Raw genomic sequence first — 16,799 nt, 5'->3', positions numbered from 1 at the left:
GCTCAGAGATGTGTATAAGAGACAGCGTTCCGCCCGTTCAGTTCGGACTCCTCGCCGTCGCGGAGCGCACCGATCAGTTCCGCTATCGCGCGTTCGGTGTAGGTCGTCGACCCGAGTCGCTCCGCGAGGCGCGAGGAGACGCGGCCGGCGGCGAGGCGGGCGCCGGCGCGGACTTTCCCGGGTTGCGGGCGGTAACGCCCGTCGATACCGGTGTCGACCGTCTTCCAGGACTTGCCGTCGCGTCGATAAACGAGCGTGCCGTCCGCGCGTACCTCGATTACCCCTTTCGTCCCGAGCAGACGGAACAGGGCATCGCCGGCGAACTCCTCGCCGCGGCCGGTGGAGGCGAGACCGTAGACGCCGTTCTCGTAGCGCCACTGCGTTATCGCCTGATTCTCGTTGTGCGCGCCGAACAGCACGTTCTCGTCGGTGTAGTCTATCTGCGCGAGCACCCACTCGACGGGTTCCATATCGTTGTAGAAGTTCGCGAGGTCGAACGCGTGCGTGCCGGTGTCGTACAGATGTTCCTCGCGGAACTCGACGCGCCGCAGGTCGCCTATCTTCCCGTCGTCGAGCAGGTCCTTCGCCTTCCGGTAGGGCTTCCCAAAGCGCTGTTGGTGGTTGACCGTCAGGGCGACGCCCTCCGCCTCGCACTCTTCGACCATCCGCTTCGCGTCGTTCCACGTGTCGGCCATCGGCTTCTCGCAGTGGATGGCGTCGACGACGCCGCTCTGGGCCACGTCGACGGCGATGTCCGCGTGGAGAGCGGGCGGGACGCAGACGCTCACCACGTCGGGTTCGGCCTCCGAGAGCATCTCCCCGTAGTCCTCGTAGGTGTGCGCCGCGTCGATGCCGTGCGCGTCGGCGAACGCCTCGGCGTTCTCCGGGACGATGTCGGCGCAGGCGACGAGTTCGCAGTCGTCCAGTCGCTCGTAGCCCGCGGCGTGGCGGTACGCCATGGCGAAGCCGTCGCCGCCGGGGTCGCCGGTCCCGACGAATCCGATTCTGAATGTCACACGGGAGGGTACGGAGTTCGGACCGTTGAGTATACGCGACATAACCGTCGCGGTCGGGCGGCGGGGAAAGAGCGAATGCGCCGCCGCCCGAACCGACCGTGTTACGTGGGAACTCTCACCACTCAAACGGCCGTCTCCGACCGCGAGTCGGCGGTTCGTGCCGGATTTCGGCCTTAGTAGCCGCATTACAATGCCGCGAACGCGACACCGCGGCGTATGGAGCGTACGCCACGTCCGGCGATACAGTTGTACAGCGTCCGAGACACCTCGGACCCCCTCCCCGAGGTGATCCGCCGCGTCGCGGACGCCGGGTTCGAGGGCGTCGAGTTCGCCAACCGCTTCTTCGAGGCGGACGCCGACGCCGTCGTCGAGGCGCTCGACGAGACGGGCGTGGTCCCCGTCGCCGCGCACGTCGACCTCTCGACTATCGAGGCGGCGGTCGACGGCGACGGCGACCTGTTCGAGCGGTTGGAGACGGTCGGCTGCGACCGGGTCGTCGTCCCGCACGTCCCGGCGCGTCACTTCCGGACGCGGTGGGCGGTCCGGGCGTTCTCGTACCGCATCGCGGACGTGGCGCACGAACTCGACGCCCGCGACGTGGACCTCGGCTACCACACGATACGGCACGACCTCTACCCGATGTTCCCGCGAGCGGTCGGCACGCTGTTCGAGAAGACGCCCCTCCCGCACGCCGTCGCCGACATCGGCGCGCGCGGTCTCTCTCGCCTCCGCGGCGCGGACCCGCGGTTCGACGCGAGCGAGATTCCGAACGATTCCGGCTACTGGAACCTCATCGCCCGGACGGCGCCCGACGACCTGTTCTTCGAGGTGGACGTCGGCGAGGTTGCCGCCGCCGGGTTCGACCCCGCCGCGGCCGTCGAACTCGCGTCGGGCCGGGTTCCGCTCGTCCACGTCCGCGACGTGGCGCCGACGGGCCGGTTCGGCGCCTTCGAGAGCGCCGACCCCGGTCGGGGCGTCGTCGACTTCGCGTCCGTCACCCGCGCGGCGCGCGCGAGCGGAACCGAATGGCTCGTCTACGAGCACGACGACCCGGCGGACCCCCAGGAGACGATACGCGACGGCGCGGACCTCCTCTTGAGTCTCATCGACGGGTTGGACGGGGGTAGTTCGGAAGTCGAATCGCCCGACTGCGCCGCGAGCGCCGAGTCGGTCGAGTGAGGAAGACTCCCCCTTCGAGCGGTTAATCGGGGTATTACAATCGGGTTCTCGGCGCTCAGGGGACGTATGAAGCTTCAGCATCGTCGCCTCGACGACGCCCCCCCGTCCGGACAGATGAGCTTCTGTCTCACGACGGACCTGACGGGCAACGGTCGCCCGGACGTTCTCATCGGGGCGTTCGGCGGCGAGTATCCCGTCACGATTCCCGTACTCGACAAGGAGATAGAGATGCGTCTCCTCCCGGGGTCCCGCGAGGCCATCCACCGCCGCGAGTGGAACGTCTTCTGGTACGAGAACCCCGGATGGGAGCGGCACGACGTAGCCCGCGCCCCGGACCTCTCGGTCGGCGGCGCGCTCGGCGACATCACCGGAAACGGGTCGATGGACCTCGTCTCCGGGCAGAACATCCGAAAGCACGACCTCTACTGGTTCGAACAGCCGGACGACCCGAGAGGCAAGTGGACGCGTCGACTCATCACCGACGACTACGAGAAGTTCCACGACATCGTCGTCGCGGACGTCGACGGTGACGGCGAAAACGAGGTCGTCTGCACCTCACAGCGGAGCGAACTCATCTTCTACTACGACATCCCGGAGGACCCGCGGCGCGAACCGTGGCCGGTGGAGAACCGCCACATCGTCTTCGAGGGTCTCAACGTCGAGGGCCTGCACGTGGGAGATATCGACGGCGACGGCGCGGCCGAAATCGTCGCCGGAGCGAACGTGTTCCACCGCGATGGCGACGGAACGTGGACCCGCGAGCAGATAGCCGAGGGGTGGGACTGGACGCGTCTCGTCGTCGACGACATCGACGGCGACGGCGACGAGGAGATAATCATCACTGAGGGCGACCTGCCGTACCAGGAGGACAGACCGGCCCGTCTCGGCGTGTTCGACCCGCCGGACTGGGAACTGACCGTCGTCCACGACGACCTCTCGAACCCCCACTCGCTGCAGGTCGCCGACCTGAACGGCGACGGCACCAAGGACATCTACGTGGCCGAGATGCGCTTGGAGGAGGGACACACTCCCCGGCAGTTCGTCTTCTGGAATCAGGGCGACGGCACGTTCGAGGAGGAGGTCATCGTCGAGGATATCGCGACCCACGAGGCGAAACTGGTCGACTTGGACGGCGACGGCGCCCTCGACATCGTCGGGAAGTCCTACACCGAAGAGCACGTCGACGCGTGGTTCAACGTGAGCTGAGATGTCGCTCAGAAACGACGTACGGGCGCGCGTCCGCGGCGGCGTCGACGCCGCGCGCCGTGTCGTCGTCGACCGAATCGCCGGAACGTCGCTGGCGGACGCCGCCCGGCGGAGCGGCCTCACGAGCACGCTCACCGACCTGACGAACCGCGCGGCGGCCGTCGTCCTCCCGAACGAAGTCGTGTTCCGCGTCGGCGAGGAGGAGACGCGGTTCAAAGTCTCGACGCGGTTCGAGTACGAGGGGTTCGCCAAGTACCGCACGGACCCCGACAGAACGGTGCTGGAGCGGTTCGTGAAGACGCTCCGATCGGACGACGTGCTCTGGGACGTTGGCGCGCACGTCGGCGTCTACAGCGTCCTTGCGGCGGGACGTCTCCCGCCGGAGCACGTCGTCGCCATCGAACCGCACCCCGAGAACGTCGACCGACTCCGAGAGAACCTCGAACGGAACGGTCGGGACGCGACCGTTCGCCGCCTCGCACTCGACGACGAGTGCGGGCGGGCCGAACTCGGCGTGAGCAGTCCCGACGGGACGGGCGCGTTCGGTACTCTCAACAAAACCACCTCGCAGCGGAACGTGGCGGTACAGACCGACCGCGGGGACTCGCTCGTCGCCGACGGCGTCTCGGCGCCGACGGTGCTGAAAATCGACGTGCAGGGCGCCGAACTCGACGTGCTCCGCGGCCTTCGACACACCCTGCTCGGCTGTCGTGCCGTCTACGTCAACGTCTACGAGAAACACTTCAGCCGCGGCGACGAGGGCGAGGAGATACGCGACGTGCTCGAATCGGCGGGACTGACCGTGGAACGACTCGTCGACTGGGACGGCGGGCACTTCCTCGCCGCCGTCCGGGAGCCGTAAGTGGCCGAGCGGACGCTCCCCCGGCGCGCCGCCCGCGCGGGGTTCGATGTCCTCGAACGACTCGACGCCGCGACCGGCTTCTCGCGTCTGTACCCTGACGAGTCGAACGCTATCCTGGCGTACCACGCCGTCGGCCGACCCGCGGGCTACGGTAACGTCTCCGTCGAGCGGTTCCGACGCGACGTGGCGTACGTCACCGAGCACTTCGAGGCGGCGGACCTGCCGGACGTGCTCGAATCGAGCGGCGGCAAGCGCGTGGCGTTCACCTTCGACGACGCCCTCGACGACTTCTACGAGCACGCGCTCCCCGTCCTCCGCGAGCACCGGATTCCGGCGACGCTGTTCGTCCCCGTCGACTTCGTTGGCGGCGGCCCCGACGGCTACGCGTACCGGTTCGTCCGGTCGCCCGCCGAGCACGCCTCGTTCAACGACCCGGCGGCGTTCGCCGACGAGTCGGTTCCCGACCCGGCGGTGATGTCGTGGGACCGCCTGCGCGAGGTGGCGGCGGACCCCCTCGTCACCGTCGGGACGCACAGCCGGACGCATCTGGACCTCGGTCGCGTCCGCGACGCGGAGACGCTGGAGCGGGAGATAGTCGGCGCGCGGGACGAACTCCAAGCGCGACTCGGCGTCGACGTCGACCGCTTCTGCTACCCGTTCGGGCGGTACACGGAGGAGGCCGTCGAGGCGGTCCGAGCGTCCCACGCGATGGCCGTGACCTCCCGTCCGGGCGTCGTCGGGGGCGCCGGGAGAACCGTGACGGAGGCGGACCGATACCGACTTCCGCGCGTCCGCGCGCACGGCACCGAGCGGCGGGTGCGGTGGGACCTCTCGGGACTGCGCTGGCGGCTCACGGAGTACATCGAGTGAGAGCGGATTAGCGGGGTCGGAGCGCCCGCTTCAGTCTGACCGCCGCGCTGCCGAGGCGGGTGACGGCGTCGAGTGCGAGGTGGGTGAACCGCTCCGCGGGCGACTGCTCGAACGCTCCGTCGTCGGGCGGCGAGTACGCGCCCGCGAACTCGAACAGTTCCGGCCGTCGCATCGAGAGCCGCTTTCGGTGGCAGCGGCTGACGATACGCTTTTCGAGGTAGCTAAGGAGGCTCGTCGCGTAGTCGTGATAGACGACCGGTTCCGGGCGGTAGACGACGCTTTCGCGGTCGTAGCCGGCGCGCATGAGCCGGTAGGTGAGATCGATACCCTCGTGGCCCGCCCGTCCGCCGAGTTCCTCGTCGAACCCCGACACCGACCGGTAGGCGTCGCGGTCGATTGAGGTGTTGCCCTCGATGTTCAACAGGAAGGGACGCGGACGGTCGCCGAGGTCGTACCAGCGCTGGAGGCTGTTGTAGAACGTCCGCGACTGGGGGACGACGCGCCCGCGGACGGCGACGATATCCTCCGCGGCGTGCGCGCACCGATGCGCCGCGACGAAGTCCGAGGCGGGGACGGCGTCGTCGTCGAGAAACAGGAGGAAGTCCGCGTCGCCGAGGCGGGCGCCGAGGTTCCGCGCGAGGGTGACTCCGCAGTTGCGGACGAGTTCGGCGTAGACGGCGCCGCCGTCGACCTCGCGGAGTCGGGCGGCGAGGTTCCACTCGACGCCGTTGTCGACGACGACGAGTTCGAAGTCGTCGTCCGTCTGCGACCGCAGGGCCGAGAGCACCGACTCGAACGCGTCGCGGTCGGTCTGGTAGGTCACGACGACGAGCGAGGCGGCCGGTTCGGCGACCTGCGACTCGTCGAAAAACGTCTCGACGACCGCGCGGTACCGCTCGGGGAGGTCGGCGAACCGACCGTTCGCCGGCGTCTCACCCGCGTTCGCGGGGCCGTCGTCGCCAGCCTCGGGTTGGGTCTTGGCGTCCGTGGTCGGTTCGTCGTCTTCGGCGGGACGCATGCGGGCTACTCGTCCGCCGCCCCCTCCGAGTCGGCGAACTCGGAAGCCGCCGGCAGGGACGCCACGTCGGCGTTCACGCCGCGGTACTCCGCGCGGGAGACCGAGCGGTCGAACGACCCGACGTCCGGGTACTCCCGGAACGTGAGGACGCGCCCCTCCTCGGTCATGAAGACGACTTCCGTCGTCCCGTCCGGGTGGCTGTACTCCTCTCCCTTCTGCGGCGGCCGACCGCGGTCGCGTCCGTCCATGAGTACCAGTTCGGCTGTCCGGCATTTCAACGTCCGGAAGACGGCGACCGGAACCGCTCCCGTGCAGTCGCATCGCGCGGTCGGTCCCCGAGTCGCCGCGTTCGCACATACCACACCCGACGTCCGGGCGAGGTATGGTTATACACGGGGAAACGACGCAACGTTCTTGAGCTAACCCGGTCAACCGACGAACAGTGACCCAGTCACAGGCACCGCCGCGACGGATCGGACGGACGACCCCGTCGACGGGCGCCGGACTCGGGAGTCCGAAGGGCCGTCGAGGGCCGTTCCCTCCGGTCCGGCGCGTTACACTGCTAATAACCAAACTCGCGTCCGTCGTCCCGACGAGCGTAATGTTCGTCCGCGGGACGGTCCTCGCAGGGGTCGAAGACAGCGCGACGTGCCCGCCGGCGGCGGAGGGCTGACAGTCGTGTCGCCCCCGCTGCGTCGACGCTCCGAATCGGCCTTCCCTAAGTGGGCGAGAGCGCTCCTCCTCGTCGGGTTTCTCGCGGTCGCCGGCGCCGTCCTCGCGGCGCGGTCGAAACCGGCCACCGGTTACGAGGTGTCGATATACCGAGCGACGCCGGTGGCGTTCTGGGTCGGCGTGCTGGCGGCGGCGACCATCGGCGTCGTCGTCGCCCTGTACGCCGGCCGCTGGGGCCGCATCACCGGGGTCAGCCTCGCCGGGTTCGCGACGATGTCGTTCGCGGCGCTTCCCTTCTTCCGCGGCTACTACTACTACGGGACGGGCGACGCGCTGACGCATCTCGGGTGGGCCAAGGCGATGCTCACCCCCGGCTTCGGCTTCTTCGACATCATCTACCCGGGAGGACACTCCCTCGCGCTGTTCCTCTCACAGACGATTGGCGTCCCCGTCCGCTGGGGGATGATGTACGCGATGCTGACGGTGTCGCTCCTGACGCTGGTGTTCGTCCCCCTCGCCGTCTGGGTCGTCCTCCCCGACTCGAAGGCCGTCGTCATCGCGGCGTTCTCAGCGATGTTGATGATGCCGATCAACAACATCAGCACGCACCCGCACTTTCACGCGTACACGCTGACGACGCTGTACTTCCCGTTCGTCCTCTATCTGCTGTTCAAACACCTCACCCGGTCGGCTGAGGACGAGGCGCTGCCGGAGTGGCTCTCGGCCGCCAGCCTCGTCCTGCCCCTCGCGGTGACGGCGAACGTGTTCTTCCACCCGCAGGTGGCGGTGAACGTCCTCATCTTCATGGGGACGGTTCTCGCCGTCGGCCTCGCGTGGCGCCGCCACGCCCGCGTCTCGAACCCGGCGGCGACGGACGGCGGCGGACGACACCACCGACTTCTGCTCGGGCAGGTGCTCTTTCTGTTCGCCGTCCTCCTCGTGTGGGCGGCGCAGTACAGACACACCTACATCTACCTGTACAACGTGCTGGGGTCGGTCGTGGAGTTCGTCCAGACGGGGACCGGCGCCGGACAGGCCGTCGCGCGGGGCGGCGGGTCCGCCCAGTCTATCGGCGTCAGCCTCACCGAACTGTTCGCGAAACTGTTCCTCGTCAACACCGCCTACATCGCCCTCGCGGGGGGTCTCGTGGCCGCGATAGCGTACGGGACGATACACGAGCGCTACGCCGACAGCAACTCCGCCGTGACGTACATCGGCGCGTCGGCGTTGACGCTCGGACCGTTCTTCGCCGCGACGTTCGTCGGCGACGTCTCCGAGTACTTCTTCCGGCATCTCGGCTTCGCGATGATACTCGTCGCCGTCGTCGGCTCCATCGCGTTGTATCACCTCTCCGAACGCCTCGACGGCGTCTTCGGCTTCGACGGGAAGGCGAAATCCGCCCTCGTCGTGGTCGTGGTAGTGACGATGTGCCTCTCGCTGGTGACGTTCTTCCCCTCGCCGTACATGTACCACCCGACGGCGCACAGCACCGAACAGCAGTTCGTCGGCTACGACGCGACGCTGGAACACCGCGCCGAAGGGGCCGCGATAGCCGGCATCCGTCACGGTCCGGGGCGGTTCACCGACGCGCTGAACGACCCGTACGACCTCGATCTGCAGTGGAGTCTGAACGGCCCGGCCGCCAGCAGTATCGAGAACGTCACCCGCTATCGGGGGTCGAGTTCGGAGCGGCCGTTCTACTACCTCGTCGTCTCGGAAGTGGCGAGGGACAGGGAGGTGCTCGGGTTCAAGGAACTCCGATACACCAGGGAGGACTTCGAGCGCATCGAGCAGGGGACGAACCCGCGGCTCTCTCTCGTGCAGACGAACGGCGAGTTCGCCACCTACTACGTCGACCAACGCGGGTACAATCTCGAACCCACCGAGACGACCGACCGGTCGGCTTGACGGATCCGACGCCGTCGCTCGGCAGCGCCAAGGACCGGAAGAACGCGAACGAAGGGGACCAACCGCCCTGTCGGCGGCTACGCCGGACAGGGCGACCGAAAGTAAAAGCGCGGTTTGTAAGGTATCGGTGGCTATATATTCGTGACATCCTCGCCCGCCCTAAAGGGCAGGGCTTCCTACAAGGGAAGCCTCGCGTCAAGGGAGGTTTCAGGACTGAAACGCCGCAAGCGTCGTCTGTCCGAGTTTCGGACTCGGCGTGCGGTGTCCTGCGGTGCTGTCACAAGCACTCCCGTCCCGTGGCGAGTCATCGGTGTGCGGTTTCAGCGCGCACCTCTCTCCCCACGGGTTGAGGCGACCGGCGATGTTCGCCGCCGCGTTGATGTCCGCTTGGTACTCCGTCACCCAACACCCCACGTTCGTGCATCGGAACGCCGCCTGCGAACTGCGAGAACCGAGGTGGTCGCAGGCGTGGCACGTTTGGGATGTGTACGCCGGGTTCACGAACCGAACGGGAATACCTGCGTCACGGGCTTTGTCCTCGATGCGCCCGGTGAGGCGCGCGAACGCCCAGTTGTGGAGTCGGCGGTTCATCCACTTGCCGTAGTCGAGATGTTCGCGGATATACGACAGGTCTTCAAGAACGATAACGGGGTTCTCGAAGGAACGGGCGTACTCAACGGCTTCGCGGGATGCCTTCTCCACAATGTCCGTGAGAGCGTTTTGATAGTGGTCGAACCGTTCGTCCACACGCCACTCGGCGTCTCGGTCTTGGAGACGGCGGAGCGTCGTGAACGTCTCTTTGCGGAGGTGTCGTGCCCGTCCGCCGTCGTAGATGTACGGTTGGGTTGGAGTACCGTCCCGACAGGCACAGCCCGTCAGGAGTTTGGATTCGCCGATGTCGAAGCCGACCGGCGTCGGGTCGTCCGGCTCGTCTGGTTCCGCGACTTCGTACTCAACGGTGACGTGAAGCACCCACGTCGTTCGGTGCTCTTGGAGTCGGAACTCCCCGACTGACACGTCGCCGTCGCGCAGGTCGTCCCACAACTCCCGCTGTGCAGGATTAATGCGGAGCGGAATCCAGAAGGCGTTGCCACGTCCGGCCTGCGGGACGCGCCAACAGAACTCGTGCGTTCTGTCCTCGGAGTGGTCGAAGCTCCATCCCCGATTCGTGAACCGGACGGGGTGGTCCTCAGACAACTCCTCGGCGTTGTAGGTCCGGCGGAGTTGTGGGACGTAGTTCTTGAGCGCGTCTTTCGCGTAGGACGTGAGATTGTAGCCGGTGACGACATCGTTGACCGCCGTCTGCGTGTCCGCGCCACTCTCGAACGATTCGGAGAGAGCGCGTCGGTACGTCGCCACGGTACGCTGAAGCCGTTGCTCTTTGTGCGCCGTGGGTGGCGCGAGAGTGGCCTCGAGTGTTTTCGTGGCGGTAGCGGTCACACCTACTCCTACGAAAGCGAAGCACATAAAACGCACGAAAACTAACAAAGATGTATGACCAAGGATGTGCGTCTACAGGTCAGCGAAGAACAGCATGAATGGCTGACCGAACTGAAAGACGAGCGAGGGTACACGTGGAAAGGGTTGCTGTTGGAAGGGGCGGAGTGCCTCGACACCGACAGAACGCAGTAGTTGGACAGACGGCTAAGTGTCGCATTCCTCCCCGCCCCAAGGGGCGGGGTTTCCTGCTTGGTGAAAGATGACCCGGCGAGTGGTCGCGGACGAGGACGAACCGTGGAGAGGGGAGTCGACGCGGAGCGCGTTTCGGCTGACGAGCGCCGAAAGCGGCGTTCATGGCCGTCTCGCGGGGAATACGCCCCATAACTAAACGGGATTCACGTCGAGGTACGCACGGTGAACGATACGCACGACGAATCGCGCCGAGCGTTCGTCCTCGGCCTCGACGGCGTCCCGTGGGGACTCCTCGACGGACTGATGGACGACGGCGCGTTGCCGAACTTCGAGCGACTCCGAACGGAGGGCGCGTCCGGCCCGCTTCGGAGTACGACCCCCGCGAACACGCCCGTCGCGTGGCCCTCCATCGCTACCGGCACGTGGCCCGACAAGCACGGGCTGTACGAGTTCATGAAGCTCGACTCCTCGTACAAACAGGTCCCCTACTCCAGCGCGGACGTGCGCCAACCGCCGCTGTGGGAACTCGTCTCCCCCTCTATCGCCGCGAACGTTCCGATGACGTACCCGACGAGCGACCCCGGCGAGGACGGCGGCATCGTCAGCGGGATGATGACGCCGGAACTCGACGACGACGCCGTCAGCCCAGACTCGCTCCGCGACCGGTTCGAGGCGCGCGTCCCGGACTACGAGGTGGACATCACGTGGGCCGACTACGCGGGGCGCGAGGAGCAGTTCCTCGCGGACCTCGATGAGGTGATGCGGACGCGACACGAGTTGATGGAACTGCTGATGGAAAACGAGGCGTGGCGGCTGTTCTTCTTCGTCTACGTCGCCCCCGACCGACTCCAACACCTCATCTGGGACGACGACACGCTCCGCGAGCACTACGAGAAACTCGACGAAATCCTCGGCGAGGTGATGGCGTACTGCGAGGAGCGAGACGCGAACCTCTACGTCGTCTCCGACCACGGGTTCGCCCCCATCGAGAAGATAATCAGCGTCAACCGAATCCTCGCGGACGCCGGACTACTGACCGCCAAGGACGCCGACGGAACGCGCGGCGCCCTTTCGCAGGTCGGACTGAACAAAGACCGCGTGATGGGGACGCTCAAGCGGTTAGGCGTCACGGACGACAAACTCGTCCAGACGCTCCCGAAGCCCGTCGTCGACTTCTTCGGCGAACGCATCCCCGGCAGCCACGGGCTGTACGACGTGAACTTCGAGCGGACCGACGCCTTCCTCCACGGTCTCGGCAGCGTCTACGTCAACGACACCCAGCGCTTCGAGCGGGGGACCGTGCCGCCGAGCGACGTCGAGCGAACGAAGGGCGAAGTCGTCCGCGTCCTCGAAGCCGCCACCGACCCCGAGACGGGCGACCCCCTCCTGACCGTCAGCGACGGGGACGACCTGTTCCCGAACGACCCCGACGCGCCGGACGTTGTCGTGGAGGCGAAGGACGGATACCACGTCAAGCCCAAACTCGGGGAGACGTCGGTCGAGCCCGCGAAGGGCATCGCCGCCTACCACCGGCCGGAAGGCATCTTCCTCGCGTGGGGCGACGACGTGCGCGCCGGGACGCGCGTCGAGGACGCCGCCGTCGTCGACGTCGCGCCGACGGTCCTCCACTCGCTGGGCCGCGAAGTGCCCGAAATCGCGGACGGGAGCGTTCTCTCGGACGTCTTCGCCCCCGAGTCGGAACCGGCGACGACCGCCGTGGAAACCGCACGGTACGCGAAGCGCGACGGGGCGGCGGCGAGCGAGACGGACACCGAGACCGTCGAAGACCGGTTGCGCGGCCTCGGCTACATGGAGTGAGGGCCGAACGGAGATCCGAACATGACACGCGACGAACGAGACGGCCGTCGGGCGTACTCGCGCCGGCGCCTCCTCGGCGCCCTCGGTAGCGTCGGCGTCGCCTCGCTCGCCGGATGCGGCGAGACCGATAGTCCTCCCTCCACGTCCGAGACGTCCGACCCGTCCACCGACGCGTCGACCGTCGGGGACGGGTCGGGAAAGACGCGCCGGGGAATCACGTTCGACCGGGTGGTGAACGCGGTCGAGGACCTGGGTTGGGACCCGAACGGCGAACGGGCGATCGACGAATCGCTCGATACGAACCTCAAGGCGGGAACGCTCATCGAGGTGCCGCCCGGCGACTACCTCGTCCGGCGGCGTCACGATATCGAGTCGCTCTCGCGGTGGGGAATCGTCGGCACCGGCGCGAGTCGAAAAGGCGTGCAGTTCACGCTCCCGGCCGGGCGGTCGTTCCGGTGGATCATGGCCCACGGCGGACACGATATCCTGATCGGGAACTTCACGATGCAGCAGGGGCGGAGGTTCGACCGCTCCACCGGGATGGCGTTCGTCATCGACCGCAACCTCCAACTGTACAACGTGGAGAAGGCGGGGTCGAACCCGCGGCAGGATTCGAAGTCCGGCGCGGCGAACGGTCTCATCGTCGACGTGATGGACCCCGACGGCGTCGCGGTCGTAGACACCTTCGTCCGGAAGGGCCCGCAAGACTTCGCACACTACCCGGGGAACGCGATAACCGTGTTCACGGGACGCCCGCACCTCGGGACGGTGTACTACCGCAACCTCCACATCGAGAACGGGGGCGAGCACGGGATGTACGCCTCGAAGTGCCCCGGTAACGTCCGCGTCGAGGGCGGCTTGTTCAAGAACAACTACGGCGACGGCGTTCGAATCGCCGGCGAGGGTTCGTACGTGAAGGGCGCGACGGTTGTCATCGACAAGAACGACCGCACGCGAGGGAACCGCGGAACGTGGTACGGCGCGCGCGGCATCCACTTTCAATCCGGCGAGTACGGCTACACCGGCGGTCTGGTCGAGGACTGCACCGTCATCGCCCGCGCCTCCCCCGGGACGGAGGCGCTGTTGATGATGGAACACAGTCAGGGCGCCGCGACGGTTCGGAACTGTCGGTTCTACAACGACACCCCTTACCGGACCATCCTGGTCGACAGGCCGGCGACGAACCACACCCGACCCGCGAAGCCGTGGGACATGACGTTCGAGAACATCGAGATATCCGGGAACGCGCGGAACACCGCGGCGTTCGTGATGGCGGGCCGACCGGGGTCGCGACTCTCGAACGTTCACATCGACCTGCCGGGCGAGAACGTCGACGGCATCGTCCTCGAAGACTGCGCGGGGACGCTCATCTCCGGTGCGAACGTGCGCACCGGCGGATACCCGCTCCGCGTCTCCGGGAACACCGGCGGGAGCGGGGACTGTCTCGCGACGCTGAAAAACCTCGAACGCCTCCAGTCGTCGTCGCTCGACAGCGTCGGCGCGCAACGACTCGCGAGTACGCTGTCGGGGGCGACCTGTATCGACGGCGGGACGGCGAACACCCTCGGCGTCATCAGCGCTACGGGCGGCCACCTCTACGGGAACGTACTCGAAGGCGAGTGACCCGTTCATCGGATACTGCGAACCGGCTCGGATCGGGGTTTTAAGATCATATTAACGGCTGCTTTTCGAGGACAGACCCCCGTCTGGGAACCCGAAGAGGAGATTCGATTCCGCGCTATTCCGCCGGAATCGCGGCGTTTTGCAGTACAAGAAAAATTGGGAGGGAATTAAATATATCATGAAGTTCTTATTTCGAACAATATATTTTCCCCCGCGCCAGAACCGAAATAATCGATGCATTTATCTTCTTAATGAATAACTAATAACGCGTCCATGGCAGAACAACCGGCTGAATCCCGAAACGAGGCGGGCAGCATTACCGAACGGACTGACAGACTACTCGGGCGACGCGACGCACTTCGACTCGGCGCGGCCACCGCCGCCGTCGTCGCCGGTGCCGGCGCAGCGTCGACATCGGCCGCGGCGGGCATCGAACGCGAGGGCGTCTCGTTCGACCGCGTGGTGAACGCGGTCGACGACCTCGGGATGGACCCGAACGGGAACGACCGCATCGACGAGAAACTCGGCGCCGCCGTCGGCGACTCGGGGACGCTCGTCGAGTTCCCCGCGGGCGAGTACAAGATAACCCAGCAGGTCCGCCTAGAGAACCGAACGGGCATCGTCGGCGTGGCCGGCGACCGCTCGAAGGTCCGGTTCGTTCCGCCGAGCGGAAAGAGCTTCCAGTGGGTCAACTTCAACAACGTCGCGGGCGCCGTCCTGAAGGACTTCACCGTCGACCGACTGGACGACTACGACACCAGCGTCGGGATGGGCGGGAACATCAAGCGCGAGTTCCACCTCATCAACGTCGAGTACGACGGCTGGACGCCCTCGGGTCCGCAGATGTTCGCCTCGAACGTCACCGACCCCGACGGCGTCGCCGTCGTCGACGGCCTCTACCGGACCGGCCCCACCGAGTTCCAGCGCTACCCGAAGTCGTCGCTCGACATCTGGTCGGGCAGGGGTCACCAGGGGACGCTGTACCTCCGGAACGTCGAGATTCACAACGGCTCGGAGTCGGGCATCTACACCGGCAAGGGCGACGGGAACTACATCATCGAGGACGGCTACTTCAAGAACGTCGTCCACACGGCGATTCGGACCGCCGGACGCGACTCGGCCATCCGCCGCTGTACCGTCGTGATGGACACCGAGGAGTGGAACCCCCGCAACGAGAAGGTCGAATCGACGTACAACGACGGCGAGAACGTCCAACTCAACCGCGCCATCTGGGCGCAGACGGCTGACCGCCGCTTCTCCGGACCGGTCATCGAGGACTGCGACATCATCATCCGAAACACCGACCAAGCGCTCGCGGGCATCTACATCAACTCCGACACGGGCGGGGCGGTCATCAAGAACACGCGCGTCCGCGTCGACGACGGCCGGGCCATCCCCATCTACGCGAAGAACCCCACCGACGAGGCGGGCGAACCGCTGGCGATGGAACTGGAAAACGTGAGCGTCACCGGGGAGTCGTGGGACAAGGCCGCGATGTACTTCGAGGGCCGACCGAACTCCGTCGTCCGCAACTGCTGTATCTCCTCGCCGAACAACAACGACGGCATCCTCCTCGACAACTGCGACGGCTCCGTCGTGGAGAACACGAACGTCAGCGTCGGCGGCCGGTCGACGACGTTCAAGAACGGCAGCGTCACCACGTCGGGCATCACCTCGGGCGATAGCTGCCCGCTTCCGACGCTCCCCGGTTCGACGCCGAGCGACGGCACGCCGACCGACTCCGACGGCTCCGATGGGTCGGACGGCTCGTCGGATTTCGACCTCCCGTACCGTTTCCGCGTCGAGAGTACGGGCGGCGGCAAGGCGGAGTACACGCTGACGACCAGCGGTCGGATGCTGCCCGCCGCCGACGCGGAGGGCGTCGTCGAGAACAACACCGTCACCGACAGCGTCGGCCCCTCCTCGGGCGTCGACAGCTATCTCTACGAGGGCTACGTCGCAGACTTCTCCGCGTCCGGCGGCGAGTACGCGAACTACTACATCGAGACGGCTGACGGCACCCACTCGACGGCGGTGACGCCGGAACTGCTCTCGGCGAACACGCTCGTCGTCAAGAGTACGGGCGGCGGCAAGACGAGGTACGTCGTCAGCGTCGACGGCGAAATCGTCCACGGCGGCGCGGGTCTCAAAGACACCGCCAGCACCCAGACGGCCGCGGGAGCCGTCGGGCCGACCGTCGGGATGGACGTCTTCCACTACACCGGCAGCATCACGAACCTCTCGATAGAGGGCGGCGAGTACGCGACGGTGAAGGTCAACGACGCGGAGATCGACCCCGCGAAGTACGAGTACGGTTCGGGCGAGGAGGCGCCGACGGACCCCGCGACGGACCTGCCGAACACGCTCACCGTGAAGGGCGTGGGGAACAGCGCAACGTACGTGGTCACGGTGTCCGAGGAGATAGCCGTCTCCCCGGAGGAGACCGACGACCTCTCGGGGAACGTCTCCACGAAGAGCGCCGAGGGCGCCGTCACGGACCAAGAAGACAGATACGTCTACGCCGGCGAGATAACCGACTTCCAGTTGACCGGCGACGCGACGGTGCTGGTCAACGGCACGGAAATCGACCCCGCAGACCTCGGCGACAACGATGAACTGCCGAACACGCTCGTCATCGACGGGGAGCGAACCCAGGCACCGGGCGTTTACAAGGTCTACGTCACCGGCGATATCGAGGCCGCCCCCGACCTGAGCGTCGCGAACGGGGATGATTCGTTCGACTCGTTGGAGGATAAAGTGATGGACGGCGCCGTCGTCGGCGTCGTCGGGTCCGGAAAGGACGGCTACCGCTTCTCGGGCAGCGTCACCCGGATGGAGATAAACGGCGATGCGGTGGTCAACTTCGGCGGGTGAGCGGAGCACGCTGTCACGCCCGGCCCGGCATCGACGACTACAGTCGCGACGCAACTCGATAATCGCCGCGCGAACCGACCCGCCACGCTTCTACCGACCCCGTTCACGGACGACAGACGAG

14 protein-coding genes are annotated in these 16,799 nt (G+C 66.7%); 10 read left to right on the top strand and 4 right to left on the bottom strand.

Features of this window, described 5'->3' with window-relative positions; translation table 11 throughout:
* Positions 1-2 precede the first annotated feature (2 nt).
* Positions 3-1,016 (bottom strand): Gfo/Idh/MocA family protein, encoded by a 1,014-nt coding sequence (locus C474_RS07890; RefSeq protein ID WP_008385637.1) that lies wholly within the window; start codon positions 1,014-1,016, stop codon positions 3-5.
* A 216-nt stretch (positions 1,017-1,232) separates the two neighbouring features.
* Between C474_RS07890 and C474_RS07885 the strand changes: the two genes are divergently transcribed.
* The 4 genes from C474_RS07885 (at position 1,233) to C474_RS07870 (ending at position 5,133) form a co-directional block, all read left to right on the top strand.
* Positions 1,233-2,195 carry a sugar phosphate isomerase/epimerase family protein gene (locus C474_RS07885; RefSeq protein ID WP_008385636.1) on the top strand — a complete coding sequence of 321 codons (963 nt, stop codon included), beginning with the start codon at positions 1,233-1,235 and terminating at the stop codon, positions 2,193-2,195.
* A 66-nt stretch (positions 2,196-2,261) separates the two neighbouring features.
* Complete coding sequence (locus C474_RS07880; RefSeq protein WP_049916837.1) at positions 2,262-3,401, top strand: FG-GAP repeat domain-containing protein; 1,140 nt, start codon at positions 2,262-2,264, stop codon at positions 3,399-3,401.
* 1 nt (position 3,402) lies between these two features.
* Complete coding sequence (locus C474_RS07875; protein WP_008385634.1) at positions 3,403-4,263, top strand: FkbM family methyltransferase; 861 nt, start codon at positions 3,403-3,405, stop codon at positions 4,261-4,263.
* A complete protein-coding gene (locus C474_RS07870) occupies positions 4,264-5,133 on the top strand; it encodes a polysaccharide deacetylase family protein (protein ID WP_008385632.1) in 870 nt (289 codons plus the stop codon).
* Between the two features lie 7 nt (positions 5,134-5,140).
* Here the strand turns inward: C474_RS07870 and C474_RS07865 are convergent, their stop codons facing one another.
* Entirely contained in the window at positions 5,141-6,151 is a 1,011-nt protein-coding gene (locus C474_RS07865) for a glycosyltransferase family 2 protein (protein ID WP_008385630.1), read from the bottom strand.
* Between the two features lie 5 nt (positions 6,152-6,156).
* On the bottom strand, positions 6,157-6,399 hold the full coding sequence (locus C474_RS07860; protein ID WP_008385628.1) for a hypothetical protein: 243 nt from the start codon (positions 6,397-6,399) through the stop codon (positions 6,157-6,159).
* Positions 6,400-6,593: 194 nt separating this feature from the next.
* On the opposite strand from C474_RS07860, the gene C474_RS07855 reads away from it, so the two are divergent.
* Together C474_RS07855 and C474_RS07850 are read left to right on the top strand one after the other, a co-directional pair.
* Positions 6,594-6,824 (top strand): hypothetical protein, encoded by a 231-nt coding sequence (locus C474_RS07855; protein ID WP_008385626.1) that lies wholly within the window; start codon positions 6,594-6,596, stop codon positions 6,822-6,824.
* Positions 6,825-6,829: 5 nt separating this feature from the next.
* Positions 6,830-8,731 (top strand): hypothetical protein, encoded by a 1,902-nt coding sequence (locus C474_RS07850; protein WP_152421621.1) that lies wholly within the window; start codon positions 6,830-6,832, stop codon positions 8,729-8,731.
* Between the two features lie 207 nt (positions 8,732-8,938).
* On the opposite strand, the gene C474_RS07845 is transcribed toward C474_RS07850, so the two are convergent.
* Entirely contained in the window at positions 8,939-10,171 is a 1,233-nt protein-coding gene (locus C474_RS07845; protein WP_049916836.1) for an RNA-guided endonuclease TnpB family protein, read from the bottom strand.
* A 54-nt stretch (positions 10,172-10,225) separates the two neighbouring features.
* On the opposite strand from C474_RS07845, the gene C474_RS22565 reads away from it, so the two are divergent.
* The 4 genes from C474_RS22565 to C474_RS07830 all read left to right on the top strand — a co-directional run bounded on the left by C474_RS22565 (position 10,226) and on the right by C474_RS07830 (position 16,678).
* The gene (locus C474_RS22565; RefSeq protein WP_169330562.1) at positions 10,226-10,363 is read left to right on the top strand and encodes a hypothetical protein; all 138 of its coding nucleotides are present in this window, start codon (positions 10,226-10,228) and stop codon (positions 10,361-10,363) included.
* A 222-nt stretch (positions 10,364-10,585) separates the two neighbouring features.
* Entirely contained in the window at positions 10,586-12,181 is a 1,596-nt protein-coding gene (locus tag C474_RS07840; RefSeq protein ID WP_008385622.1) for an alkaline phosphatase family protein, read from the top strand.
* Positions 12,182-12,202: 21 nt separating this feature from the next.
* Positions 12,203-13,804, top strand: a complete 1,602-nt coding sequence (locus C474_RS07835; protein WP_008385620.1) for a hypothetical protein — start codon at positions 12,203-12,205, stop codon at positions 13,802-13,804.
* A gap of 273 nt (positions 13,805-14,077) precedes the next feature.
* The gene (locus C474_RS07830) at positions 14,078-16,678 is read left to right on the top strand and encodes a hypothetical protein (protein ID WP_008385618.1); all 2,601 of its coding nucleotides are present in this window, start codon (positions 14,078-14,080) and stop codon (positions 16,676-16,678) included.
* Positions 16,679-16,799: the final 121 nt, after the last annotated feature.

Origin of the sequence: Halogeometricum pallidum JCM 14848, assembly GCF_000337095.1 — an archaeon.
GTDB classification, from domain to species: Archaea; Halobacteriota; Halobacteria; order Halobacteriales; family Haloferacaceae; genus Halogeometricum; species Halogeometricum pallidum.
The sequence above is the reverse complement of the archived record's forward strand: the minus strand, read 5'-3'. Positions and strand labels throughout refer to the sequence as shown.